Origin of the sequence: Mesorhizobium sp. B2-4-2 (assembly GCF_006442845.1) — a bacterium.
In the GTDB taxonomy this organism is placed as follows: domain Bacteria; phylum Pseudomonadota; class Alphaproteobacteria; order Rhizobiales; family Rhizobiaceae; genus Mesorhizobium.
The window spans coordinates 90,924-113,130 of the sequence record NZ_VFVM01000003.1 but is presented as its reverse complement, the minus strand read 5'-3'; the positions used below and the strand labels follow the sequence as shown (position 1 = coordinate 113,130).

At 61.5% G+C, this 22,207-nt stretch carries 20 protein-coding genes; 17 read left to right on the top strand and 3 right to left on the bottom strand.

Annotation, left to right across the window (positions count from 1 at the left end; genetic code table 11):
• Positions 1-6 precede the first annotated feature (6 nt).
• Together FJ942_RS07550 and FJ942_RS07545 are read right to left on the bottom strand one after the other, a co-directional pair.
• Complete coding sequence (locus FJ942_RS07550; protein ID WP_140897438.1) at positions 7-987, bottom strand: aldo/keto reductase; 981 nt, start codon at positions 985-987, stop codon at positions 7-9.
• The gene (locus tag FJ942_RS07545; protein ID WP_181165366.1) at positions 984-1,706 is read right to left on the bottom strand and encodes a GntR family transcriptional regulator; all 723 of its coding nucleotides are present in this window, start codon (positions 1,704-1,706) and stop codon (positions 984-986) included. The genes FJ942_RS07550 and FJ942_RS07545 overlap by 4 nt, the downstream gene beginning before the upstream one ends.
• A 149-nt stretch (positions 1,707-1,855) precedes the next feature.
• Between FJ942_RS07545 and FJ942_RS07540 the strand changes: the two genes are divergently transcribed.
• From FJ942_RS07540 to FJ942_RS07470, 15 genes are all read left to right on the top strand, one after another.
• Complete coding sequence (locus tag FJ942_RS07540) at positions 1,856-2,635, top strand: alpha/beta hydrolase (protein WP_181168613.1); 780 nt, start codon at positions 1,856-1,858, stop codon at positions 2,633-2,635.
• A 17-nt stretch (positions 2,636-2,652) separates the two neighbouring features.
• Positions 2,653-3,045 carry a carboxymuconolactone decarboxylase family protein gene (locus tag FJ942_RS07535; RefSeq protein WP_140498501.1) on the top strand — a complete coding sequence of 131 codons (393 nt, stop codon included), beginning with the start codon at positions 2,653-2,655 and terminating at the stop codon, positions 3,043-3,045.
• On the top strand, positions 3,042-3,665 hold the full coding sequence (locus tag FJ942_RS07530) for an amino acid synthesis family protein (protein WP_140498500.1): 624 nt from the start codon (positions 3,042-3,044) through the stop codon (positions 3,663-3,665). The genes FJ942_RS07535 and FJ942_RS07530 overlap by 4 nt, the downstream gene beginning before the upstream one ends.
• A gap of 101 nt (positions 3,666-3,766) precedes the next feature.
• Positions 3,767-5,278, top strand: a complete 1,512-nt coding sequence (locus tag FJ942_RS07525; RefSeq protein WP_181169851.1) for an ABC transporter substrate-binding protein — start codon at positions 3,767-3,769, stop codon at positions 5,276-5,278.
• Between the two features lie 195 nt (positions 5,279-5,473).
• A complete protein-coding gene (locus tag FJ942_RS07520; RefSeq protein WP_140513435.1) occupies positions 5,474-6,415 on the top strand; it encodes an ABC transporter permease in 942 nt (313 codons plus the stop codon).
• A 72-nt stretch (positions 6,416-6,487) separates the two neighbouring features.
• On the top strand, positions 6,488-7,228 hold the full coding sequence (locus tag FJ942_RS07515; RefSeq protein WP_246679743.1) for an ABC transporter permease: 741 nt from the start codon (positions 6,488-6,490) through the stop codon (positions 7,226-7,228).
• A gap of 13 nt (positions 7,229-7,241) precedes the next feature.
• Positions 7,242-8,999 carry a hypothetical protein gene (locus FJ942_RS07510; protein ID WP_140513437.1) on the top strand — a complete coding sequence of 586 codons (1,758 nt, stop codon included), beginning with the start codon at positions 7,242-7,244 and terminating at the stop codon, positions 8,997-8,999.
• An 8-nt stretch (positions 9,000-9,007) separates the two neighbouring features.
• A complete protein-coding gene (locus FJ942_RS07505) occupies positions 9,008-9,766 on the top strand; it encodes a hypothetical protein (RefSeq protein ID WP_140896789.1) in 759 nt (252 codons plus the stop codon).
• The gene (locus FJ942_RS07500) at positions 9,763-11,511 is read left to right on the top strand and encodes an ABC transporter ATP-binding protein (protein WP_140897436.1); all 1,749 of its coding nucleotides are present in this window, start codon (positions 9,763-9,765) and stop codon (positions 11,509-11,511) included. The genes FJ942_RS07505 and FJ942_RS07500 overlap by 4 nt, the downstream gene beginning before the upstream one ends.
• Positions 11,512-11,536: 25 nt before the next feature.
• Positions 11,537-13,093: an aldehyde dehydrogenase family protein gene (locus FJ942_RS07495; protein ID WP_281406723.1), complete on the top strand. Its 1,557-nt coding sequence runs from the start codon at positions 11,537-11,539 to the stop codon at positions 13,091-13,093.
• An 88-nt stretch (positions 13,094-13,181) separates the two neighbouring features.
• Entirely contained in the window at positions 13,182-15,056 is a 1,875-nt protein-coding gene (locus tag FJ942_RS07490) for a helix-turn-helix domain-containing protein (RefSeq protein WP_140897435.1), read from the top strand.
• A gap of 112 nt (positions 15,057-15,168) precedes the next feature.
• Positions 15,169-16,182, top strand: coding sequence for a flavin reductase (locus tag FJ942_RS07485; RefSeq protein ID WP_140525288.1), 1,014 nt, complete (start codon positions 15,169-15,171; stop codon positions 16,180-16,182).
• A 4-nt stretch (positions 16,183-16,186) separates the two neighbouring features.
• On the top strand, positions 16,187-17,698 hold the full coding sequence (locus FJ942_RS07480; RefSeq protein WP_140561386.1) for an aldehyde dehydrogenase: 1,512 nt from the start codon (positions 16,187-16,189) through the stop codon (positions 17,696-17,698).
• A 42-nt stretch (positions 17,699-17,740) separates the two neighbouring features.
• Positions 17,741-18,823, top strand: coding sequence for an LLM class flavin-dependent oxidoreductase (locus FJ942_RS07475; RefSeq protein WP_140498491.1), 1,083 nt, complete (start codon positions 17,741-17,743; stop codon positions 18,821-18,823).
• A 16-nt stretch (positions 18,824-18,839) separates the two neighbouring features.
• Entirely contained in the window at positions 18,840-19,154 is a 315-nt protein-coding gene (locus FJ942_RS07470) for an NIPSNAP family protein (RefSeq protein ID WP_140498490.1), read from the top strand.
• Here the strand turns inward: FJ942_RS07470 and FJ942_RS07465 are convergent.
• Positions 19,140-19,802 carry a cysteine hydrolase gene (locus FJ942_RS07465; RefSeq protein WP_140897434.1) on the bottom strand — a complete coding sequence of 221 codons (663 nt, stop codon included), beginning with the start codon at positions 19,800-19,802 and terminating at the stop codon, positions 19,140-19,142. The two genes, FJ942_RS07470 and FJ942_RS07465, sit on opposite strands and share 15 nt — an antisense overlap.
• Before the next feature lie 221 nt (positions 19,803-20,023).
• Between FJ942_RS07465 and FJ942_RS07460 the strand changes: the two genes are divergently transcribed.
• Together FJ942_RS07460 and FJ942_RS07455 are read left to right on the top strand one after the other, a co-directional pair.
• Positions 20,024-21,217 (top strand): glycine betaine/L-proline ABC transporter ATP-binding protein, encoded by a 1,194-nt coding sequence (locus FJ942_RS07460; RefSeq protein ID WP_140498488.1) that lies wholly within the window; start codon positions 20,024-20,026, stop codon positions 21,215-21,217.
• 2 nt (positions 21,218-21,219) lie between these two features.
• A complete protein-coding gene (locus FJ942_RS07455; RefSeq protein WP_140498487.1) occupies positions 21,220-22,158 on the top strand; it encodes a proline/glycine betaine ABC transporter permease in 939 nt (312 codons plus the stop codon).
• Positions 22,159-22,207 lie beyond the last annotated feature (49 nt).

The following is a 22,207-nucleotide window of genomic DNA, read 5'->3' as shown; positions in this document are numbered from 1 at the left end:
CTTCATTCAGTGGCCTGAGGCGTTCAGCGGCCGTGGCTCGTAGGCCCGGTCGATGCGGTCGATATGTTCGGGCGTAAGCACTATGTCCAATGCCGCGACTGCCTCGTCGACATGGTCTGTCGAGGTCGCTCCGAAGATGGGCGCGGTAATGCCGGGGCGCGCCAATGTCCAGGCGAGAGCCACCTGCGCCGGTGTCTTTCCGATGTCGGCGGCAACGGCAGCGACGGCTTCGCGCACGGCGTGGTCGCCGTCGCGGTGGTAATATCTCTGCGTATAGTCGTCGCTTTTCGTGCGCGCCGTCTGCTGGCCGGGATTGCGGCGGTCCGCGGCAAGGAAGCCGCGCGCGATCGGGCTGAACGGTATCAGGGCAACATCATCGTGGCGGCAGTAGGCAAGCAGTTCCCGCTCGCACTCCCGGTGAGCGGGATTGTATTCGCATTGCATCGAGATGAATGCCGGAAGGTCGCGTGCGCTGGCAGCCGCACGGCATTTTGCGAGTGTCCAGCCGGGCATCGTCGTGACGCCTACATAGAGCGCCTTTCCGGCGCGCACGATATCCGCCATGGCATCGACCAGTTCGTCGAGGTCGGTGTCCTTGTCCCAGATATGCGTCTGGAAGAGGTCCACGTGATCGGTTCCAAGGCGGACCAACGAATCGTCGATTGCCTTGAACAGGTGCTTTCTGGAGTAGCCGCGGCCGTTGCAATGCGCGGCCATCGGGTTTCCCGCCTTGGTGGCGATGACGAAGCTGTCGCGCGGCTGCTTGAGAACGAGTATCTGGCCGAGAATGCGTTCACTCTCGCCAGCCGAATAGAAGTCGCAGGTGTCGAAGAAGTTGATGCCGTGGTCGAGGGCGCGCGCAACGATCGGCGCCGACGCCTTCTCATCGAGCACCCAGGCCCGCCATCCCGCGGATCCGAATCCCATCGCGCCGAGGCATAGCCGGGATACCTTCAGATTGCTCTTGCCGAGCCTGACATAGTTCATGTGTCGATCCGTTGCTTGCGTGATGAGGATTTGGCGTTCTGCCCAGAGTCCCGCAGCAGCGACAGCGCGAAAGCCGCGGATCTTTCGACATACCCGCGCGTGAGCTTTTCGGCGAGGTCGGCATCGCGCGCGCGCAGCGCGTCGAAAATGCCGTGGAGCAAGGCCATCGTATTCCTGCGCCGTTCAGCCGAGGCGACGCGGGTGGTGACGGTGCGCAGATAGGTGACGCGGCCATGCAGGAGAAAGGTCATTTGCCTGGTGATGTCGTTGCCTGCGCCTTGCATGATGATGTCCCACACCGCGTCGAGCTTCTCGGCATGCTGCCTGGCAAGCTCGGAGGTGTCGGTTTCGCCTGCTTCCGAAATACGCCGCGCCAATTCGTCCATTTGTTCCTGGCTGGCCCGTTCGACAAACAGGCGCGCCATGGCCGATTCCAGGATTGCGCGGGCCTCGTAGATCTGCCGGACTTCCCGTTCCGACAAGCGGGTCACGAACATGCCCTTGCCGGCTACCCGAGTCACAAGCCCTTCGGACTCAAGCTGGCTCAGCGCTTCCCGAATGCTTGTGCGGCTTACGCCGGTCTGCTCGGCAAGCTTCCGTTCCACCAGCTTGTCACCCGGCTTGAACACTTCGTTGAACAACGCCTCGCGCAGCGTGACAACGGTCTGCTCGCGCAATGTCGGCGAATCCGCAATCGACCAGTCCGTCCATTCATGCATCGCGGCGTCCTCTCCCGTCGTTCCTTCCATGACAGCTACGCGTTCGACTCTTTCATCACAAGTAGCCGATTCAAATACGGTTGACCATATGCCTGTCTGTCGGTATACCAAAAAAATCGAGTTCGAACGAGGGACCTGGGATGGCGCCGATGCGCACCAAAGACGATCTCATCGCCTATGAGAGAAGCGGTAAGGGCCATCCTCTCGTGCTGGTGCACGGTGTCGGCGCCAACCTGCAAAGCTGGGAGGACGTCAGCCTCCAATTGGAGGGCAGCTTCGACATTATTCGCTCCGACCTGCGCGGTCATGGTCAGTCCGCGCACATCGATTCGGAATATTCCGTCGAGAAGTTTGCCGCCGATATCGTTCGGGTGATGGACGACGCCGGCGTGCCCAAAGCCCATCTGGTCGGCTTTTCATTGGGGGGCTTGATCGCGCAAGAGCTGGCCTGTTCCTATTCGGACCGGTTTGAGCGCGTCGTGCTTCTTTCCGCAGTTGCGGGGCGCACCCCCGCCGAACGTGAGAAGGTTGTGGCGCGCCTGCAGATGATCCGCGACGGCGGTATGGACGCAGTCGTTGGTGCTGCGCACGACCGCTGGTTCACCAAGGAATTCGCCGAGCGCCATCCCGATGTGATCGAGCGGCGAATTGCCGAGCTCAAGGCTGTCCACGTGCCGTCTTACCTGGAGGCGTATCGGGTGTTCGGCCTTACCGAACTGGTGGATCGGCTTCCCGAGATCAGACAGCCAACGCTGGTGATGACGGGCGAATTCGATCAAGGGTCGAATGTCCGGATGGCCGAGACGATGCACCGGCTGATCCCCGATTCGGAATTACGCATTCTGGCCGGCCTGAAGCACAGCGTCCTGGTCGAGGCATCCAAGCTGGTGTCCGACCATGTCCGCGAGTTCCTTTTGCGTCCACGCTGAAAATGAAGGGAAGACGAATGAACGAGACGCTATTTGAGCGTGGGCTGGAGCGGCGCAAGGCGACGCTCGGCAGCGAATATGTTGAAAATTCGCTGAGCAAGGCAACCGAGTTTTCCAAGGGTTTTCAGTCATTTATCACAGAATATTGCTGGGGAACGGCCTGGGGTGACGACAGGCTGGATGCCAGGACCCGCAGCATGCTGAACATCGTCATGATTGCCGCGCTCAACCGCATGCATGAGTGGGAACTGCATTTTCGCGGCGCCCTTCGCAACGGGGTCACCCGTGACGAGCTGGACGCGTTGATAACCCATCTCACGATTTATTGCGGCGTTCCTGTCGGCGTCGAATGCCATCGCATCGCCAACCGCGTGCTTGCCGAACTCGCAGCCGGCGGAGTGGAAAAATGACTGGGGTCCTGATCCGCAAGATCGTCGATTTCGTCGAGGACACGCTTATCGAAGGGGGGCGCGTCGCGCCGGTTCCGCTTCGCATGGCCGCCTGCGCGGCGGTAATCCGTAATCCCTGGGCAGGATCGGCATTCGTCGAGGACCTGCAGCCGCACATCATGGAGCACGCCAAGGCTCTCACGGATGCCCTCGTGCCTCGCCTGGTGGCGATCATGGGCGGTCCGGACAGGATAGAAGCGTTTGGAAAGTGCGCGGTGACCGGGACGGACGGCGAAGTCGAACACGCGGCCGGCCTGATCCACACGCTGCATTTCGGCAATGTCTTCCGCATCGCCGCTGGTGGCGATTCCTTTCTCCCGTTCACGAACAAGCGTGCCGGCGCCGGCACCGCGCTCACCGTTCCCTTGACCCACAAGGACGCTGAGAAGAAGGGAAGCCGCGCTCATTTTCTGACCGTGGAATTCACCATTCCCGACGCGCCTGCGCATGACGAGATCGTCATCGCCTTGGGAGCCGCGAGCGGCGGGCGTCCGCACCATCGCATCGGCGATCGGTTCAACGACATGCGGATCATGGGAGTCGATCAGGCCGGCCGGCCGCTGCCAGCCGAGAGCAAATAACGCGCAAGCCTCCGGGTCCTTGCCCGGAGGCCAATAACGGCAATGCCGATAATATCGGGAACTGAACCAACGGAGGATTTGTCATGGATAGAAGGCAATTTATGGCCGCCGTCAGCGGCTTCGCAATCGTGGCCTCTTTGCCGGCGGTAGCGCTGGCTCAAGATACCCAGCCGGTCACCGGCGGCACGCTCAACGTCGGCTTCATCAGCGACGTCCGCACGCTCGACCCGCTTCAGTCGTCGCAATGGACCGAGCGGCAGATCCTTTTCCTGATATTCGATACGCTTCTCGAGACCGAGGCGGACTTCTCCCTGAAGCCTGCCCTGGCGAAAAGCTGGGAGTTTTCGGACGACGGCAAGCGCGTGGTCCTGAAGCTGCAGGAAGGCGTGAAGTTCCATGACGGCACACCGTTCAACGCCGAGGCCGTGAAATGGAACCTTGATGCACGTCTCGATCCGAAAGGCAACTCATCGCAGCTCAAGTTGCTGGAAGGCGTCAAGAATGTCGAAGTGCTGGACGAATTCACCGTCGCCATCGACATGAAGGAACCTTATCCGCCGCTGCTGGCGCTGTTTGCCGACCGCGCAGGGCTGATGGCTTCGCCAGCTGCGGCCAAGAAATACGGCAGCGACGTCGGTTCCAATCCTGTCGGGACCGGTCCGTTCGTTTTCGGCGAATGGGTCCGCGGGTCGCGCATCGCGCTCACCAAGAACGACAGCTATTGGCAGAAGGGAATGCCATATCTCGACGGCATTACCTTCCATGACATTCCGACGAACGTCGTCGGCATTCAGCGCATGGCCATCGGTGAACTGGATTTCATAAGCCAGCTTGATCCGTTGGATACGCGCCTTTCCAAGGCCAGCCCGGACATCGAGCTTGTGCCGTCGAAGGGTGGCGTCTGGTATTCCTACCAGTGGCGGTGGGACGCCGAGCCATATAACAAGCCGGAACTGCGCCAGGCCATCGCGCATGGCCTCAACCGCGACCGCATCAACCAGATCATATGGGCGGGGCAAGGCAAGATTTCCGACAGCTTCACGCCAGACGGCCTGTGGTGGACCCCAACCGATCTGGTGCACTACGAATACGATCCGGAAAAGGCGCGCAAGATCGTGGCTGATTCCGGCCTGAAGGGCACCACCATCAAGCTTGCGGCGCCAAGCGGCGATACGCTGCGACGCTTTGCCGAACTTGCCAAGGAAGACCTCGACGCGATCGGCCTCAACATTGAGCTCGAGCCGGTCCCCCAAAGCGACTACTACGCAAAGGCGGTCTCAGGCGAGATACGCTTCACGCCGATGCGCTGGACGCAACGGGCGGATCCCGACGGCCTGATCCACTATCTCTTCTCCAGCAAAGGCACCGCGAACTCCACGGGGTACAAGAATGACCAAGTGGACAAATGGATCGATGAAGCGCGGGTAATTTCCGATCAGGCGCGCCGCAAGGAATTGTACGAAAAGATCCAGCGTCAGATTTCTGCCGATCTGCCTTACATGCCCGTCGGGTTCAGCGTCGAATTCAACGCCATGCGCAACACCGTCAAAGGGTTCGCTCCGATGCCGGACGAGATCCCGCGGTTCCGTTACGTCTGGAAAACGCAGGCCTGATCTTCATGCTTTGCCGCGGCGCGGCGCGGCGCGCCGCGGCCTCTGGCGCGGGTGGGACCTGGTCCCGCCTGCAACCGGTAGAGGAACTTGATCGCCATTATGACCGCCGCCCATCGGATGTGCCCAACCGCCCGCTTTGCGGGACGGGCGCCCCGGAGGCGTTTCTTCAATCCTTCGTGATGAACTGAGGCCGGCATGCTTGCGCTTGTACTTTCCCGCATAGCGATCATGGTTCCGAACGTTATCGTTCTGACGTTTCTGCTGTTCACGTCGGTGACGTCCTTTCTGGGGACGCCGGCGGCGATCATGCTGGGCGAGAACGCATCCCCCCAATCGATCGCCGAACTCAACGCGAAGCTAGGCTTCGACCAGCCCATTCTGTCGCGTTACTGGAACTGGATCAGCGCCGCATTGTCGGGCGACCTGGGCCGGTCTTATTCCACCCAACAGCCTGTCGCGCAAATGATCGCGGATGCCCTTCCTCTAACGCTTGAGCTGGCATCCTGGGCAATCCTCATCGCTTTCCTGGGCGCCACGCTGATCAATTCGGCGACGTTCATGAAAAAGCTGGTGGACCGGCTCACCGCCGCCGTCAGCATCGTCGGCATCACCGTACCGAATTTCTTTCTCGGACTGCTGCTGATCTACCTGTTTTCGGTTCAACTCCGCTGGCTACCGACGACCGGATGGTCGCCGTGGTCACGGGGCGCCGGGCAGCATCTCATCCACATGATCTTGCCCGTCATCACGCTTACGACCTTTTATTTTAGCTCCTTCACGCTCGTCTACAAAGCCGAATACCAGTCGGTGAAAGGCAGCCTCTACATCCAGGCCGCGCGTTCGAAGGGGCTGTCCGAGGCGCGCATTTCCTACCGGCACATTCTGCCCAACAGCATATTGCCCTTGATCACCTATGCCGGTCTTTCGCTTGGACAACTGGTTGGCGGCGCGGTCGTCACCGAAACCGTCTTTTCGATGCCGGGCATGGGCCGGCTTCTGGTGGAAGCGATCTCGTCCCGGGATTTTCCTGTCATGCTGTCGGTTGGAATGGTGATCATCGTCGGCGTGATGATCCTCAACCTTGTGGCGGACGTGACCTACAGCCTCGTCAATCCGCTCGTGCGAACATCGGCTTAGCATCCAATGAGAAAACTTCCATTCCGATTGGTCCTTGGCCTGACGCTTCTGGTGATCATCACTTTGATCGCGGTGTCCGCGCCCTTGATCGCGCCCCTGCACCCGACCGCCACGACGGTAAACGTCCTCGGCCCGCCTTCGGCTGAAAACATCCTTGGCACGGATCAACTTGGCCGGGACGTGCTGTCGCGCGTCATCTACGGAACAAGGGTTTCACTGCAGGTGGGCGCTTCGGCGGCCATAGTGGCTGTGCTGATCGGCGCCCCCATTGGCCTGATCGCCGGATTTTTCCGTGGCTGGATCGATTTTGTCCTCGTCCAGATCATCGACATTTTCATCGCCTTGCCGGGGCTCGTTCTCGCATTGATCATCACCGCGATGCTCGGGCCATCGGTGGTCAACCTGGCGGTCACGCTGGGTGTCGTCACCGCGCCGACGGTCGCCCGGCTGGTTCGTGGTCAGGTCTTCGTCGTCCGGGAAATGGTCTTCGTGGAAGCTGCGCGCGCCACGGGCGCAAGCTCTTTCTGGATCATCCGCCATCATATCATGCCAAACACGATGCGCGTGGTGTGGGCGCAGTTCGCAATCAATGTGGCCTTCGCGATCTTCACCTCCGCAAGCCTCAGCTTCCTGGGGCTGGGCGTTCCTCCGCCGGCTCCGGACTGGGGCGGCATGGTACGCGACGGTTCGATGTTCCTGCCGATCCTGCCGCTGCTCAGCCTGGGGCCGGGCGCTGCCGTCGCCCTTACAGTTTTCACATTTTATCTTGTCGGGTCGAGCATGAACGAGGCCGCGTCCCGCAATGATCGCTGATTGGAACAGGGAAATGACGTCTAACCAGATCGAGCCGCCGCTGCCGGCATTCATAGAACAACGCCTGCAGGAGTTTGCCGGCCGGGAAGGTGCCCTGAAAGCGCGGCGATGGATGCGGCCGGCGGATGTTCTGATGCGTGTGGAGAACCTTCGCTGCTTCAAGGCTTCGCGCGTCAGTTTTGCCGACATGTTGTTGCGCAGGATCGTTCGCGAACGCTGGCAGATAAGGATGATCTCGGCGGAATGCGGCGATGACGGCGCGGCGAGATTCGTCTACCGGATCGACGCGGAAGGCCATTCCTTCTCCTATATTGCCCGAGCATATCCATGGGACGGAATCGAAAAAGTCGGACGCCGCTCCGATGGCGCGGACCGTGACATGTTCGGCGCGCTCTTCGTCAATCTTGCCAGCCAACAGCGTATCGAGCGGGAATTTGAAACGTTCGACATCAAGGCTGAAGGCCAGATGCGTACGGATTCGGATGTGGTCGGCTGGACCCCGGCCAATCGCAGCAGCCGGCATTTCGACGCCGTAGTCGAAGCACTGTCCCGCGGCGAACAGCCCGCCCCCGAGCTCGGCATCGCCTATCTCATGCGGAACGGTGGCTTTCAAAGCAGCGGCCGGAATGGCACGGTTTCCTATCCGGGCATTCCCGAGGGGCATCCGCTGGCGCACCCGTTCTTTGCGGATATCTTCGCCATCTACCTGGTGCGGCTCGTCTCCATCGATCTCGTCAATGCCGTGGCGCGGCGGCGCAATCCGGACGCAGCGCAGCTCGACATTTCGATCGCGCGCGGGCTTGGAATAGGCAACTCCTCAGGCCAGGGCATGTGCGTTGCCCTCCAGCGCTGGCCGCATTGGGTCGCCACATGGGTGACCGTACGCGAGGCGGCTCTTGGCTACGCAAAAAGCCTGCCGGTCGATGCGGGAAGCATTTCAGTTGTCCGCGGCTCGATAGAGAGCACCATCCGCATCTATGCGCAGACCGACCCACAGACGCAGGACTACGTGGTGGCCAACGAAACCATCATCGAGAACCTGACACGCATATCGGCAAGCCTGCGCGAAGGACAGTTTCGGTGCTGGGGCGACGTTGCTGCGCACGTCGCAGAAGTCATGGATGGCGAGACCAGTGAGCAGTTCCACAGCGTACTTCTCGACGTGGTACCGGACTTTTGTGACGCCATCGCGCCCTATTTCCAGATCGGCGCAGCCCGCAAGCGGCAATTGCAGCCAGCAATGACGGTCGCTGAATTGCGCGAGATCCTGCGCAGGAACTACGTCTGGGCTCTCACCGCCGACCGCACGCTTGCCGAAACCCATCAGCACTTCTGGTACCATTCGATCGACAATGGCGAACAAAGGCGCGGCGAGCGGGTCATCGACCCGCACGAGCGTTTCGAATCCTTCATCGATCATATCGGATTGATCCAGAGGCTGGCGGCGGTGCTGGTCAGCCGTGGTGACAAGGAGCGCGCCGGCGACGTCGTCCTCGACCATCCGGACTTGCATTACGCCATTTCGCGGGTGCAATATCTGGATGGCCTGCTCTATGCGGAAATACGCGATCCGCTCGCGCATCGCGATTTCGTCCCCGCCGATCTCATACGGTTTTTCCTTGCGTCGCTGGGCATTCGCGGCTCGACGCCGCTCAGCATCCGCTATGTGCGGGGGACTTTCTTCCAAGACCAGCCGCTGCCTTCGGAATTCCTCGAGCCTGGCAGGCCGGGTTCCCGGGTTCGCAAGCATGAGAATGAGGTCGCCCTGTGAGCACGAGCATGTTTGTTGCCTATTCCGAACTGACTCGCGTCCTGCCGTGGTCGCTCAGGGCGCTGGGCTACGCGTTCGGAACCGCTGACCGGGGCGCTCATCTCGTTGCAACAGGTGCGGCGCTCGATCCGGCTATTCTGGATGAAATTCGCCAAGCGGGACCGCGGCCCTCCTATGGCTTCCGCTACCGGAAATCGAACGGGCTCACGATGCTGGACGCCGCCGGCGTTTCATTTCTGGAAACGGGACCTGCCGCGATCGATGCTCTCGCCGCGCATGCAGGCGGCGCCAAATGGGAAATGTGCCGGATATTGGCGGCGACCGAGCTGTCGCTTGTTCCGGCCACGCTGGTCGGTGCGATGGACTACAATCTCTCCTCTATCGGCATCATCGCCAGGGATGGAACCTTCGACTGGCTGTTGGCTGACCCCGACGCACGGGGTGTGCTTTATTCGGGCCGGGGCCGGGATGCCCTGGCGGCGCTCCTCGGTGAGGACACGGCGGTTCTGGAATCGATCGACGCCGCCGGGCTGACGCCGGGCTGCGCGCTTCTCATGGTCAGCGCCCGCAGGCCTGAACTGAAGGCGTCCGGGCACGTTGCCGTTCGGCCTCGGGAAAAGATCGCCATGGCGCACCAGAAGGGCATTCCCCTGTCGCGCGAGACGCTGGATGCGCTGTACGCGCTCGAAATGCTCACCTGGGCTCCAACTTCGGAGCGCTCTCGCTCGCAGGCGGGCTTCACTGTTGCACCGGCGCCAAACTCATGAGTGAACGGAAATCCGATCCAGTGGTCGAGGTAAAAGGCCTCAACGTCGCTTTCGGCAAGCATCAGGTGGTGCATGATGTCGATCTGGCCATCCATGCTGGCGAGACGCTGGCGCTTGTCGGCGAGTCGGGGTCCGGCAAGAGCGTCACCTCCATGACGATCATGGGACTGCTTTCCGGCAATACCCAAGTGACCGGTTCGGTCATCGTGGATGGCCAGCAAGTGGTGGGGGCGTCGACATCGACATTGCGGCGGGTGCGTGGCGGCATTGCCAGCATGATCTTCCAAGAACCGATGATGAGCCTGAACCCGGTTCTGCAGGTCAGCACCCAAATCAAGGAAATGCTGCGCCAGCATCGACCCTTAAGCGATGCCGAGGCGCGGGAGGAGGGCATCCGGCTTTTCGACCGTGTTCGCATTCCTGACGCGCGGCGGCGGTTCAATGACTATCCTCACACGTTCTCCGGGGGGATGCGGCAGCGGATCATGATCGCCATCGCATTGGCGTGCTCGCCGAAGCTGCTTATCGCCGACGAGCCGACAACAGCGCTCGACGTGACGATACAGGCGCAAATCCTCGATCTCCTGAACGAGGTCCAGCGCGATACCGGCACCGCGATCCTGTTCATCACGCATGACATGGGCGTAGTGGCCAACATCGCCGACCGCGTCATGGTCATGCACAAGGGACGTGTGGTGGAAACGGGAGCAGTAAAGGACGTTTTCGAGCGTCCGCGCGAGGACTATACGAGGATGCTGATCGACGCGGTCCCCCGCCTGGGGCAAGGCGTCGCCCGCTCCTACCGCGCGCCCGCCAAGGATGCTGTGCCGAAGCCGGTTTTGAGCGTGCGCAAGCTGGTGACCCGGTTCGACGTGCGTGGCGGGGCGATGCGTCGCAAGGTGGGGCGTCTCCATGCCGTCGAGGGTCTGAGCTTCGACATCATGCCTGGAGAAACGCTGTCGCTGGTTGGCGAATCCGGCTGCGGCAAGTCGACGACCGGACGCAGCATCCTGTTTCTCAATCCTCCGGATTCCGGCGAGGTGGTCTTCGACGGACGCACGGTGCGGCGCGACAACAGGTCCGATCTTTCGGATCTCCGGCGCAATGTGCAGATGATCTTCCAGGATCCTTTCAGTTCCCTGGACCCGAAGCAAAACGTCGGTGCGATCCTGGCGGAGCCCCTGCTATGCCATGGGTTGGCGACCAGGGCCAAGGCCCTAGACAAGGCGAAACATCTTCTGGAGCGTGTCGGCCTCGAACCGTCGATGATCACCCGTCTTCCGCACGAATTTTCCGGCGGACAGCGTCAGCGAATCTGCATTGCGCGGACCCTGATGCTCGACCCGAAGGTCATTATAGCCGACGAGGCCGTCTCGGCGCTCGACGTTTCGGTAAAGGCGCAGGTGATCGACCTGCTGCTTGAGTTGCAGGAGGACCTGCGGTTGTCCTACCTCTTCATCAGTCACGACATGGCCATTGTCGAACGTGTCAGCCACCGCGTGGCGGTCATGTATCTTGGCGAGATCGTGGAGATCGGGCCCAGCCGCGAGGTGATAGGGAATCCGAAACATCCCTATACCCAGAAGCTGATGGCAGCGGTGCCGAGCCCGGAGCCGGCCGCGGACAGGCACCGCTTGATCGGCAAGCCGGTGACGGAATTGCCGTCTCCCGTGCGGCCGCTCGATTTCATTCCGCCGAACCGGCAGCCTCGCGCGGTCGGACCCGACCACTTCGTGATCGAGTGACAAGCTTTAACGAAGGGCGCTTCAGATGGACGCCCTTGAACGAATCCGGGCAAGGCGCTTCCCGATACCTATGGAGAATTCGATGAACACACATGCTGATCAGTTCCGAATTGGAGAGAAGGCGGCTTCCTTTTTACGCCAGGAGAAAAAACTCCTTATCGATGGAAAATGGGTGCCGGCTCAGTCCGGGAAGGTTTTCGACACATATGATCCGGGCACGGGACGCATAATTGCACAGGTTCCGGAGGGCGACGCCGCCGATATCGACAATGCCGTCAAAGCTGCGCGGCGGGCCTTTGAAGAAGGCCCATGGAGCCGCATCACGCCCAGCGAACGTGGACGTCTCATCTGGAAACTGGCGGATCTGCTGGAACAGAACGCCGATGAACTGGCCGAACTGGAGGTTCTCAACAATGGCAAGCCGCTTGCCAATGCCCGGAATTCCGACGTCACGCTCAGCGTGGATATGTTCCGCTACATGGCGGGCTGGGCGACCAAGATCACAGGGGAAACCATTTCGATCTCTGCGCCGGACAAGTACCATGCCTTCACGGTGCGCGAGCCGGTCGGCGTCGTCGGGCAGATCATTCCGTGGAATGCGCCACTGCTCATGCTGGCCTGGAAGGTAGCTCCGGCGCTGGCCACCGGCTGCACGATCGTGCTCAAGCCGGCGGAGCAGACGCCGCTGACGGCGCTGCGCTTCGGTGAACTGGTCCAGGAGGCCGGCATTCCCGCCGGCGTGATCAATATCGTGACCGGTTTTGGACCTACGGCGGGCGCAGCGATCGCCTCGCACCCCCAGATCGACAAGGTTGCCTTTACGGGTTCCAGCGAGGTCGGCCGCATCATCGTCAAGGCTGCCGCGGGCAATTTGAAGAAAGTGTCGCTCGAATTGGGAGGGAAGTCGCCCGTCATCGTCTTTCCCGATGCTGACATGTCGGTTGCCATTCCCGGTGTCACGCAGGGCATTTTTGCCAATAGCGGCCAGGTCTGCACCGCGGGATCGCGGCTGTTCGCCCACAAGAAGGTGTTCGACCAGATCGTGGATGGGATCGGCCAGCGGGCGGGGAATATCCGCGTTGGTCATGGCCTCAGCGAAGGCGTCCAGATGGGGCCGGTCATTTCCCCGGTCCAGTGCGACCGCGTCATGAGCTATATCGAGCAGGGCAGGAGCGCCGGTGCAACGGTGGCGTTTGGCGGCACGCGGATAGGCAATGAAGGCAACTTCATTGCGCCGACGGTGCTGACCGATACCCGACCCGACATGGCGGTGGTGCAGGAAGAGATTTTCGGTCCTGTCCTGTGCGCCATGAGCTTCGATGACGACGACCTGGAACAGATCGCGCGGCAGGCGAATGACAGCATCTTCGGACTAGCTGGCAGCGTCTGGACGCGGGACCTGAGCGTCGCCCACAAGATGGTACGGCGAATTCGCGCGGGCCGGATCGGGGTCAACGTACACGGCTCGGTGGACGCGGCGATACCCACCGGCGGCTTCAAGCAATCCGGCTGGGGCAGGGAACGGGGACAGGAAGGGCTGAACCTTTATACGGAGACCAAGTCGGTCATCATGTCGCTTTGAAGGCCTGCCAAACCTTTCGCGAACAGCCGGCAAGGTCGATCCTATCCATGCCGGCCATATGGCGGCGGCATGACCCCCGGTAACGAATATGACTGTGGCGCGCCATCGACCAGGAAGGCTATGTAACGATCGAGTACCGGCAAGCAGCGAGGTTCTGTTGAGCGCTTTGGATCGCCCGCTGTCACGCGTCCTGCGCGACGTGACCAGCCTCATCAATTCCAGCGTCGACCTCGAGACAACGCTGCAGCACCTTGTCGATGCGGCATGCCAGCACGATGCCTGGTCGATGGCGGCGGTGATGAGCATCGATCAGGCGGATGGCAATGCTGTGGTCGTGACCCGGCATGATCCTAGCCAGTTGACGAAGTCCTATCGCAACCGCTGGACGCTGGCGACAAGTCCATCCCTCATCGCGTTGACCCGCAATGATCCGGTGATCATTCGCGATGCCCAGGAGAGCATCGAATTTCCGGGCTATCGGGAAGAGGCAATCCAGCGCGGTTATCGCACTGTCGTGGTTTTGCCTCTGGGCTGCCGGGACATGGAAGACCGCGCGATGGTCTTGTCGGTGCAGTCGCGCGACGTTGTCGATCTGTCAGCGGCCGATCTCGCATTCCTGCAGACGATCGTCCATCTGGGCGCCATAGCCGTGGACAAGGCCCACAGGCTAAGGGCGGAACATGCTGCCGCCGCGCAACTCCAAAACGCACTTGCCGCGCATTCCTCCCTGATGCACCAGGTCCTGTCGGACGGTTCCGTCGCATCCGCGGCTTCCATGGTCGAAACCTTCCTGCCGAACGCAATCGTCGTGGTGGATCTGACTGCCAACCTGGTCGTTGCCGGACGTTCGCCCAAGCCGGACCTCATCGACACCGACCGCTGGCGCGAGGAGATGGACGATTGCATGAGCCGCCAGTTTCTCCGTCTTGCTCGCGATATCTCGGACCAGGCCGGGCTTGAAATGCGCAAGCTGTACCTGAACTGCGGCGGCCATCACCTCAACCTGCCGGCGGCGGTGGAGCCGTTGGTCGTGGATGGCAAGACGGTAGGGGCGCTGATCGTGTTTTCGCTCGACGCCAATTTCGGCGACCTCGATCATCTTCTTCTTCAGAGCGCTCGGTTCGCGCTCAGCGTCCAGTTGATGCGCAGCCATTTACGGTTCCAGACGGAATCGCAGACTTCCAGCGAATTGTTCATGGAAATCGTTTCCGGCAACTGGCGCAACGTGGACGATTTGACGGCGCGGGCGCGCCGGCTCGGCATTGACGTAAACGCCACCGCCAGGCTGGTCGCGATCGGCCTCCCGGAAACTGTGCCGGAAAAGGGCAAGACCATACCCGAACTGCACCGCTCCATCATGCGGCTCGCCGGCCAATTGGCGCCGCAGGCGACCGCCGCCGCATTGGGCGAGATCATTCTGTGCCGCATTCCCGACGCGCCCCGCGACGCGGACACGGTGGTCAAGACGTTTGTGCGCAAGCTGATCGAGGAAACGCAGTGGCTGATCGGCACCAAGCCGATCATCGTGGCGGGTAAGACCTGTTCGAGCATTCACGACTATCCCCAGGCATGGCTTGAATGCGAGCGCATGATCCGTCTTGCCGTCCGCTTCAACCGTACCGGGTTGCTTGCGCCCCAGGACTTCGGTCCTTTTCCGCTGCTGCTTTCGGCGGCCGACAGCAAGGAAGTGAGGTCGTTCGTGGATATCGCCATTGGCGCGGTCGTGCGTCACGACGAGGCGCATGCAACGGACTATATTAGGACCCTGACCGTCTTTCTGGAGCACGGTTGCCGCAGCCAGGCCTGCGCGGACGCGATGGAATTGCATGTTACTACGCTTCGTTATCGCCTGAACCGTATCCAGGAACTGTTTGGCATCGAGATCGATTCACCCGAACGTCGGTTCGCGCTTGAACTGGCAATACGCCTCAACGAGACCATTGCCCAGGAGCAACCTGTCTGATGCGGTCTCTGCTTCGTGTCCTAGGAGTCTGACTACCGCCTCTCCTGCGTAGAGCAGGAAGACCCTCTCTCACGTCCCTTTATCCTTCCACCCTCCTGGAGAGGCAGGACGCATGGCGGACAAGAGGGAAAAAGAGCTGAGCACGATCGATCCAGTGGAACTGCGGCGAACGTTCGGCACCTTCGTCACGGGCATCACGGTGGTGACGACGCGGGACGAAGATGGTTCGCCGCGCGGCATGACTGCGAATTCCTTCACCTCAGTCTCCCTAGAGCCGCCGCTGCTGCTCGTCTGCATAGGAAAGAGCGCCAGCAGCTTTCCGGCATTCAACACGGCCGAAGGCTTCGCCGTCAACGTGCTGCACGAGCGCCAGAAGGAGGTGGCGAGCCTCTTCGCCTCGAAGTCACTCTCCAAGTTCGAGACGATAGCCCATACTACCGTGCATACGGGCTCGCCGGTGCTCACCGACAGCCTTACCTGGTTCGACTGCACGGTGCATGACCGTATCGAGGCGGGAGACCATGTGATCCTGATCGGCCGGGTGCGTGCTTTCGGCACCAGCCCTGCCGCTCCGCTAGGGTTTTGCCGGGGGCGCTATGTCTGCGTGGAAGACCCGATGCCGCCTGGCTGGACGCCTTCCCATCGCATGATCATCGGCTACCTGGTCGAGCATGACGGCCGCATCCTGCTGCGCGACGATGGCGCCGGAGGCTGGGAACTGCCGACGGCAACGCACCGTAAGCCGGGCGACATGCTCAGCTTCGAAGGCGGCGGCGTGGTTGCGCCGCTCACCAGCGATGCGTTTCTCTATTCGGTCTTCGATGTGGCCGACCAGCAGCCCGGTTATGTCGTTTACCGTGGCGCGCTCGCGGGCCCGCCTGGCGAAATTCCGGATTTGTCGCCGTCGCTGAGGTTCTTTGCCCATGAAGAGCTGCCTTGGGACAGCATTCCGATCAGGCAGATACGCGCAACGCTGCGCCGTTACCTGCATGAGCGCGCGGACTCTCGCTTCGGGATCTACGTCGATTCCAGCGATGGCGGCCGGGTGGCGATGATAGACGGCGCCCCGCGTCCGTGGCGGTCGCTTAACGGCTTGGCCGGCGACCGAGAAACCGCGAAGGGATGAGATGATGGACCTGACGCTGAAGGTGATCGAAGGATCGCGCCAGGATCTTTTCATTGCCGGGGAGCGCGTCGCGCCGCGGTCCGGCCGCTACATGCCGAGCTACGATCCGACGAACGCGGCGCCTTGGTATGAGGTTGCCGACGCCGGGGCGGATGATGTCGACGCCGCCGTGCAGGCAGCCAAAAGAGCGTTTCACGATCCGGCCTGGCGCAGGCTGACGCAGACGGATCGCGGCAAGCTGCTGCGCCGGTTGGCCGATCTCATCGCGGAACACGCCGATGAACTCGCGGCCATCGAGACGCGTGACAACGGCAAGCTTCTGAAAGAGATGCGTGTGCAACTGCGCGCGGCGCCGGACAGCTATCTCTATTTCGCCGGAATGGCCGACAAGCTGCATGGCGAGACCATACCGGTCAATAAGCTCGATATGCTGAACTTCACGCTGCGCGAGCCGATCGGCGTGGTGGGCATGATCTCGCCGTGGAATTCACCGCTGATGCTGCTGACCGGCACGCTCGCACCCTGCCTGGCAATTGGCAATACGGTCGTGGTCAAGCCATCAGAGCATACGTCCGCGTCCACCCTTGCCCTCGCCGAACTGATTGCAAAAGCGGGCTTCCCGGCTGGCGTTTTCAATGTCGTTACCGGCAAGGGCGCCACGGCGGGCGAAGCGCTGACCTTGCATCCCGATGTCGCCAAGATCGCCTTCACGGGCAGTACGGCAACCGGCCGCCGCATCGCCGCCAACGCTGCCAGCCGACTTGTTTCGTGTCAGATGGAACTGGGCGGCAAGTCGCCTCATGTCGTATTCGCCGATACCGACATCGAGCGCGCGGTGAACGGCGTGGTTGCCGGCGTGTTCGCCGCTGCCGGGCAGACCTGTATCGCAGGCTCGCGCTGTTTCGTCGAAAAATCCATCTATGCCGCATTCGTAGAAAAGCTGGCGGATCGTACCAGGCGCGTGCGTATCGGCCATCCGACCGATGAGGACACGGAAATCGGTCCGCTGGCGCTGGCTGCCCAACTCGACAAGGTCGAGCAGTATGTGGACTACGGCGTCGCCGACGGTGCGCGGCTGGTTGCCGGAGGCCACCGGCCGCGGCGGGACGACCTCTCCGGCGGCTGGTATTACGAGCCCACGGTTCTGGCGGATGCGCGCAACGACATGCGCTTCATGCGCGACGAAATTTTCGGGCCCGTCGTGGGCGTCGTGCCGTTCGACAATGAAAGCGAGCTGATTGGGCTTGCCAACGACACCCATTATGGGCTGGCGGCGGGTGTCTGGACCCGCGACATCGACCGGGCGCTACGCTTTGCGCGCAACGTCGATGCCGGCACGGTCTGGGTCAATACGTATCGCTCTGCTGCTTACATGTCGCCCTCCGGCGGGTTCAAGGAGAGCGGTTACGGCAAGCGCGGGGGCTTCGAGGTTATGCGCGAGTTCTCCCGTGTGAAGAATGTCGTCATCGACTACTCCGGCGCCACGCAGGACCCGTTCGTAATCCGTTTGCGCTGACGCTCGTCCGACGGTTCCCTAATATTCGAAAAGGTCATTGCCATGAAATTTTCCGTTTCCCTGAACATGGAGAGGTTCAGTCCCGACAAGGATATGCGCCAGGTGGCGGCTGAGACGCTGGAACTGGTCCGTATGGCCGATGCCGGCGGCTTCGAGACCGCCTGGTCGCCCGAGCATCACACGATTGAATTCACGATCGCGCCCGGCCCGTTCCAGTTGCTGGTCTGGTGGGGAGCTCATACCGAACAGATCCGGCTTGGCACCGCCACCATCGTCGCGCCGTACTGGACCCCGATCCGTCTCGCGGGAGAGGCCGCACTTTGCGATCACCTGACGGGAGGGCGGCTGGAATTCGGCATCGCCCGCGGCGCCTATCAGTATGAATTTGACCGTATGGCGGGAGGCATCCCGCAACAGGAAGGCGGCGCCTACATGCAGGAACTGCTGCCGGCAGTCCAGAAATTATGGGCAGGCGACTACGCCCACGAGGGTAAGTATTACCACTTCCCGCTGGCAACCTCGGTGCCGAAGCCCTTGCAGCAACCCAACCCGCCCATCTGGGTGGCGGCGCGTGACCCCGGCACATTCGATTGGGCGGTGCGCAATGGCCACAACATCCTCTCCACGCCGTTGTCGCGGCCGGTCGCGGAAATCGGCATTCTCGGCGACAAGTTCAAGAAGGCGGTCCAGGATCATCCCGAAGTGCCGAGGCCGCGGTTCATGATGCTGCGCCGCACTTGCGTGTATGAACGTCCCGAGGACTGGGAACTGCCGGTTCGCTACAGCTATCAATATGGGCGCAGCTTCGAGAACCTGTTCCAGAACATCGGCACGGTGAAGAACGGCTTTCCTGAAGCGGTTTCTTACGACACCGTTGGCAACAGCGGCGACTACGATCCGCGGTCGATCCGCGACAATCTCCTGTTCGGCACGCCGGACGAGGTGGTCGAAAAGCTGATGGTCTATGAAGCGGCGGGCGTAGACCAGTTCTGCCTCGGCCTCGCCTTCGACCTGCCGTTTGAAGTGCAGAAGAAATCGCTGGCGTTGTTCATCAAGGAAGTGATGCCCGTATTTGCGATGCGCGAGAAGGAAGCGGGCAGGGAAAAGTCGCGGGTGATCGCCTGATGGGAGCTGTCGCGCCATGATTGTCGAGGAACGCATCTACAAGATAAGGGCCGGCCGTCTCGCCAGATACATGCAACTTATCAGCGAGGAAGGCCTTGCCATCCAGCAGCCGATCTTGGGCAACCTGATCGGCTATTTCCGCACCGAGATCGGACCTCTCAACCATGTCGTGCATCTATGGGGCTATAGCGACCTGAACGACCGCGCCGAGCGGCGTCAGCGGCTGGCCGAAGATCCCGCGTGGCGGGCGTTTACGGTCAAGCTCACCGAGAATATCGAAACGATGGAAAACCGAATCCTGATCCCGACCGATTTTTCACCGCTGCGGTAGGTTCAAGACCTCGCATCCCGCTTGCCCGACCGCGAAAGAATCCAAGAGCCGGTCCGTGGTCATCACCCAGCCGTAGTTGCGTGCGAAAGCATCGAGCATGGCCTGCCGGCTGGGCGGATGGTTGGAAGAAACAGCATCCTCCACCACAATCGTGGGATAACCGAAATGCACGGCGTGACGGCAGCTATCTTCGACGCACATCTCCGCTACCGTGCCGACGAATACCAGACCGTCTACCGCAAGCAGCTTGAGCGTCTTGGCAAGATCCGTGGCATGAAAGGCGCTGAAATAGACCTTGTCCAGCACGATGTCGTCGTCCTGTGGCGCAAGCTCGTCGATCACCTCCGCGGCATCCCGCAGGCCCTCGACATCGCCGTAGGAGCGCATGAAGCCTGGTACGCACGCATGGGTCGGCGCATCGGTCAGCTTGATCCAGGTCAGCTTGCCGGCCAAGGCCTGATACAGGGGGTCGGCAACGTATCGCGTGAATACCACCGGCTTGCCGTTGCCGCGAAACGCCGCAATGAGTCTGCCGATCGAAGGTATGGTTTCGCGCGCGGATGCAACCTCCATCGGCGCATGCCTGCGCACGAAATCGTTCTGCATGTCCACGACCATGAGGGCAGGGTTTTTAAGCGAAGCCAGCACGCCGTTTCTCCATACGGGCGCCCCGGATTATACCTATCCGGGTAGCGGAGAGCCTATACCATCGAACCCGCGAGCCGTATGCTTTCCTTCGTAGCATTGGGCTAGGCGGGTATCCTGCCGAACGGGGGAAGACGGCGGGTGCAGTTCTATCTTCATTAATCGGGATCGTGGCTCTGGAATGTGCTGACTATCGTCCGCCAGGCCAGGAGTGGAGGACAGGTGTGACGGATCGCATAACGGTCGAGGGCGTGTACAAGATTTTCGGCAGATCGCCGGAATCGGCTTTGGCCATGCTGAAGTCTGGCGAGACAAAGGAAGCTGTGCTCCAGAAGACCGGGCAGGTCGTCGGCTTGAGCGACGTGTCGCTGTCCGTTCCCGTCGGTTCGATTTACATGATCATGGGCTTGTCCGGCTCCGGTAAGTCGACGCTTGCGCGATGCATCAATCGCCTCATCGAGCCGAATGCAGGGCGCATCCTTATCGATGGCGAGGAGATCACCGGCGCCAGCGAAGCGCGGCTGCGCGAAATCCGCCGGACGCGTATCTCCATGGTGTTCCAGCACTTCGGCCTGTTGCCGAACAGAACGGTGTTGGAGAATGCCGAGTTCGGCCTGAAACTGCGCGGTGTGCCAGCCGCCGCGCGCAGGAAGAAGGTGATGGAGGTGCTGGAGGTCGTCGGGCTGGCTTCGTGGGCAAATCATCTTCCCGGTACGCTGAGCGGCGGCATGCGTCAGCGCGTCGGATTGGCCCGCGCACTCGCCACGGATGCCGATGTCCTGATCATGGACGAGGCTTTCAGCGCGCTGGACCCACTCATCCGCAGCGAAATGCAGGACGAACTGCTGCGCCTGCACAGGACTTTCCACAAGACCATCCTGTTCATCACGCATGATTTCCAGGAGGCGCTGAAGCTCGGAAGCCGGGTCGCCATCATGGCGGATGGAATGGTGATGCGCGAAGGCGTTCCGCAGGACATCGTGACCAAGCCCGGCAATGACTACGTCGCCGCCTTCACCCGCGACGTCAACCGGGCCCATCTGTTCGATGCGAGTTCCGTGATGGTGGAAAGCAGCCCGCTCCGGCTAGACGGACGTGCGTCTGGCGGCCGCGATGCCGAGGGCGAACCGGTGTTCATCGTCGACGATTCGATGCAGGTCGTGGGTGTCGTCGGACCACGCCAGTTGCCACGCCTCGCCGATGGTTCGGCGATCCAATCATTGATGAGCAAGGACTATGAGACGGTATGCGGCACGGAAAAGCTGTCGGTGGTGGCCAGCCTGTGCCATCGAGACCGGCCGATAGCCGTTGTTGACGAGGGCGGCCGATATTTGGGGCGTGTCGATCCACTCCAGATCCTGTCCCGCATTGGCGCTCCGGCGGCGGCTTCCTCGCAATCCCGGGGAGCGGAGGCCTGATCATGCTGGATGTCGATAATCTCTATGTCATCCCGCTGGACCAATGGATCCAGGTCGGCGTCCGCTGGCTGGCAATGCATTTCCGGCCGCTTTTCCAGACCATCAAGTGGCCCGTCGAGACCCTTCTGACCGCGATCGACCATGGACTCCATGCCATTCCGTTTCCGATCCTGATCGGGATCTTTGCCCTCATCGCATGGCGCTCCGCATCGCGTGGCGTGGCTATATTCACGCTGCTTTCGCTGACCCTGATTGCCTTCATGGGCCTGTGGGCGGAAGCGATCACCACCCTGTCGCTCATCGCCACGGCAATCGTGGTGTGCGTCATCCTTGGCATTCCAATCGGAATCCTGTGCGCGCGCCACGATCGCGCCTGGACCATCGTGCGGCCGGTGCTCGATGTCATGCAGACGACGCCCAGCTTCGTCTACCTGGTCCCGGTGGTCATGCTGTTCGGCGTCGGAACGGTGCCTGGGGCAGTCGCGGTCATCGTGGCGGCGATATCGCCGCTGATCCGCTTCACCAATCTCGGGATTCGTCTTGTCGACAAGGAGATGGTCGAGGCGGGGCGGGCCTTCGGTGCCACCGATCGCCAACTTCTCTGGGAAGTCCAACTTCCATTGGCCTTGCCAACCATTCTGGGCGGCCTCAACCAGACAGTACTGATGGCCATGGTCATGTCGGTGATCGTATCCATGATCGGGGCCGAAGGGCTCGGACTTGTGGTCCTGCAGGGGCTGGGACGTCTCGATGTCGGCATGGCTGCCGTCGGCGGCATCGCCATCGTCCTGCTAGCCATGATCCTCGATCGCATCACGCAGGGCCTGGCCAACCAGGACAAGGCCGGACCAACCCGGGGCATCCGGGCCGCCCTGGCTCAGTTGCTGCGTCCCAGAAATGAGGAAGCGGGGAGTTTCGAAACGAACCACCAGCAGGTTTGAACACCGTCTCGATCAGGCGGAACGACGCAACAAATATCACAACAAGGGG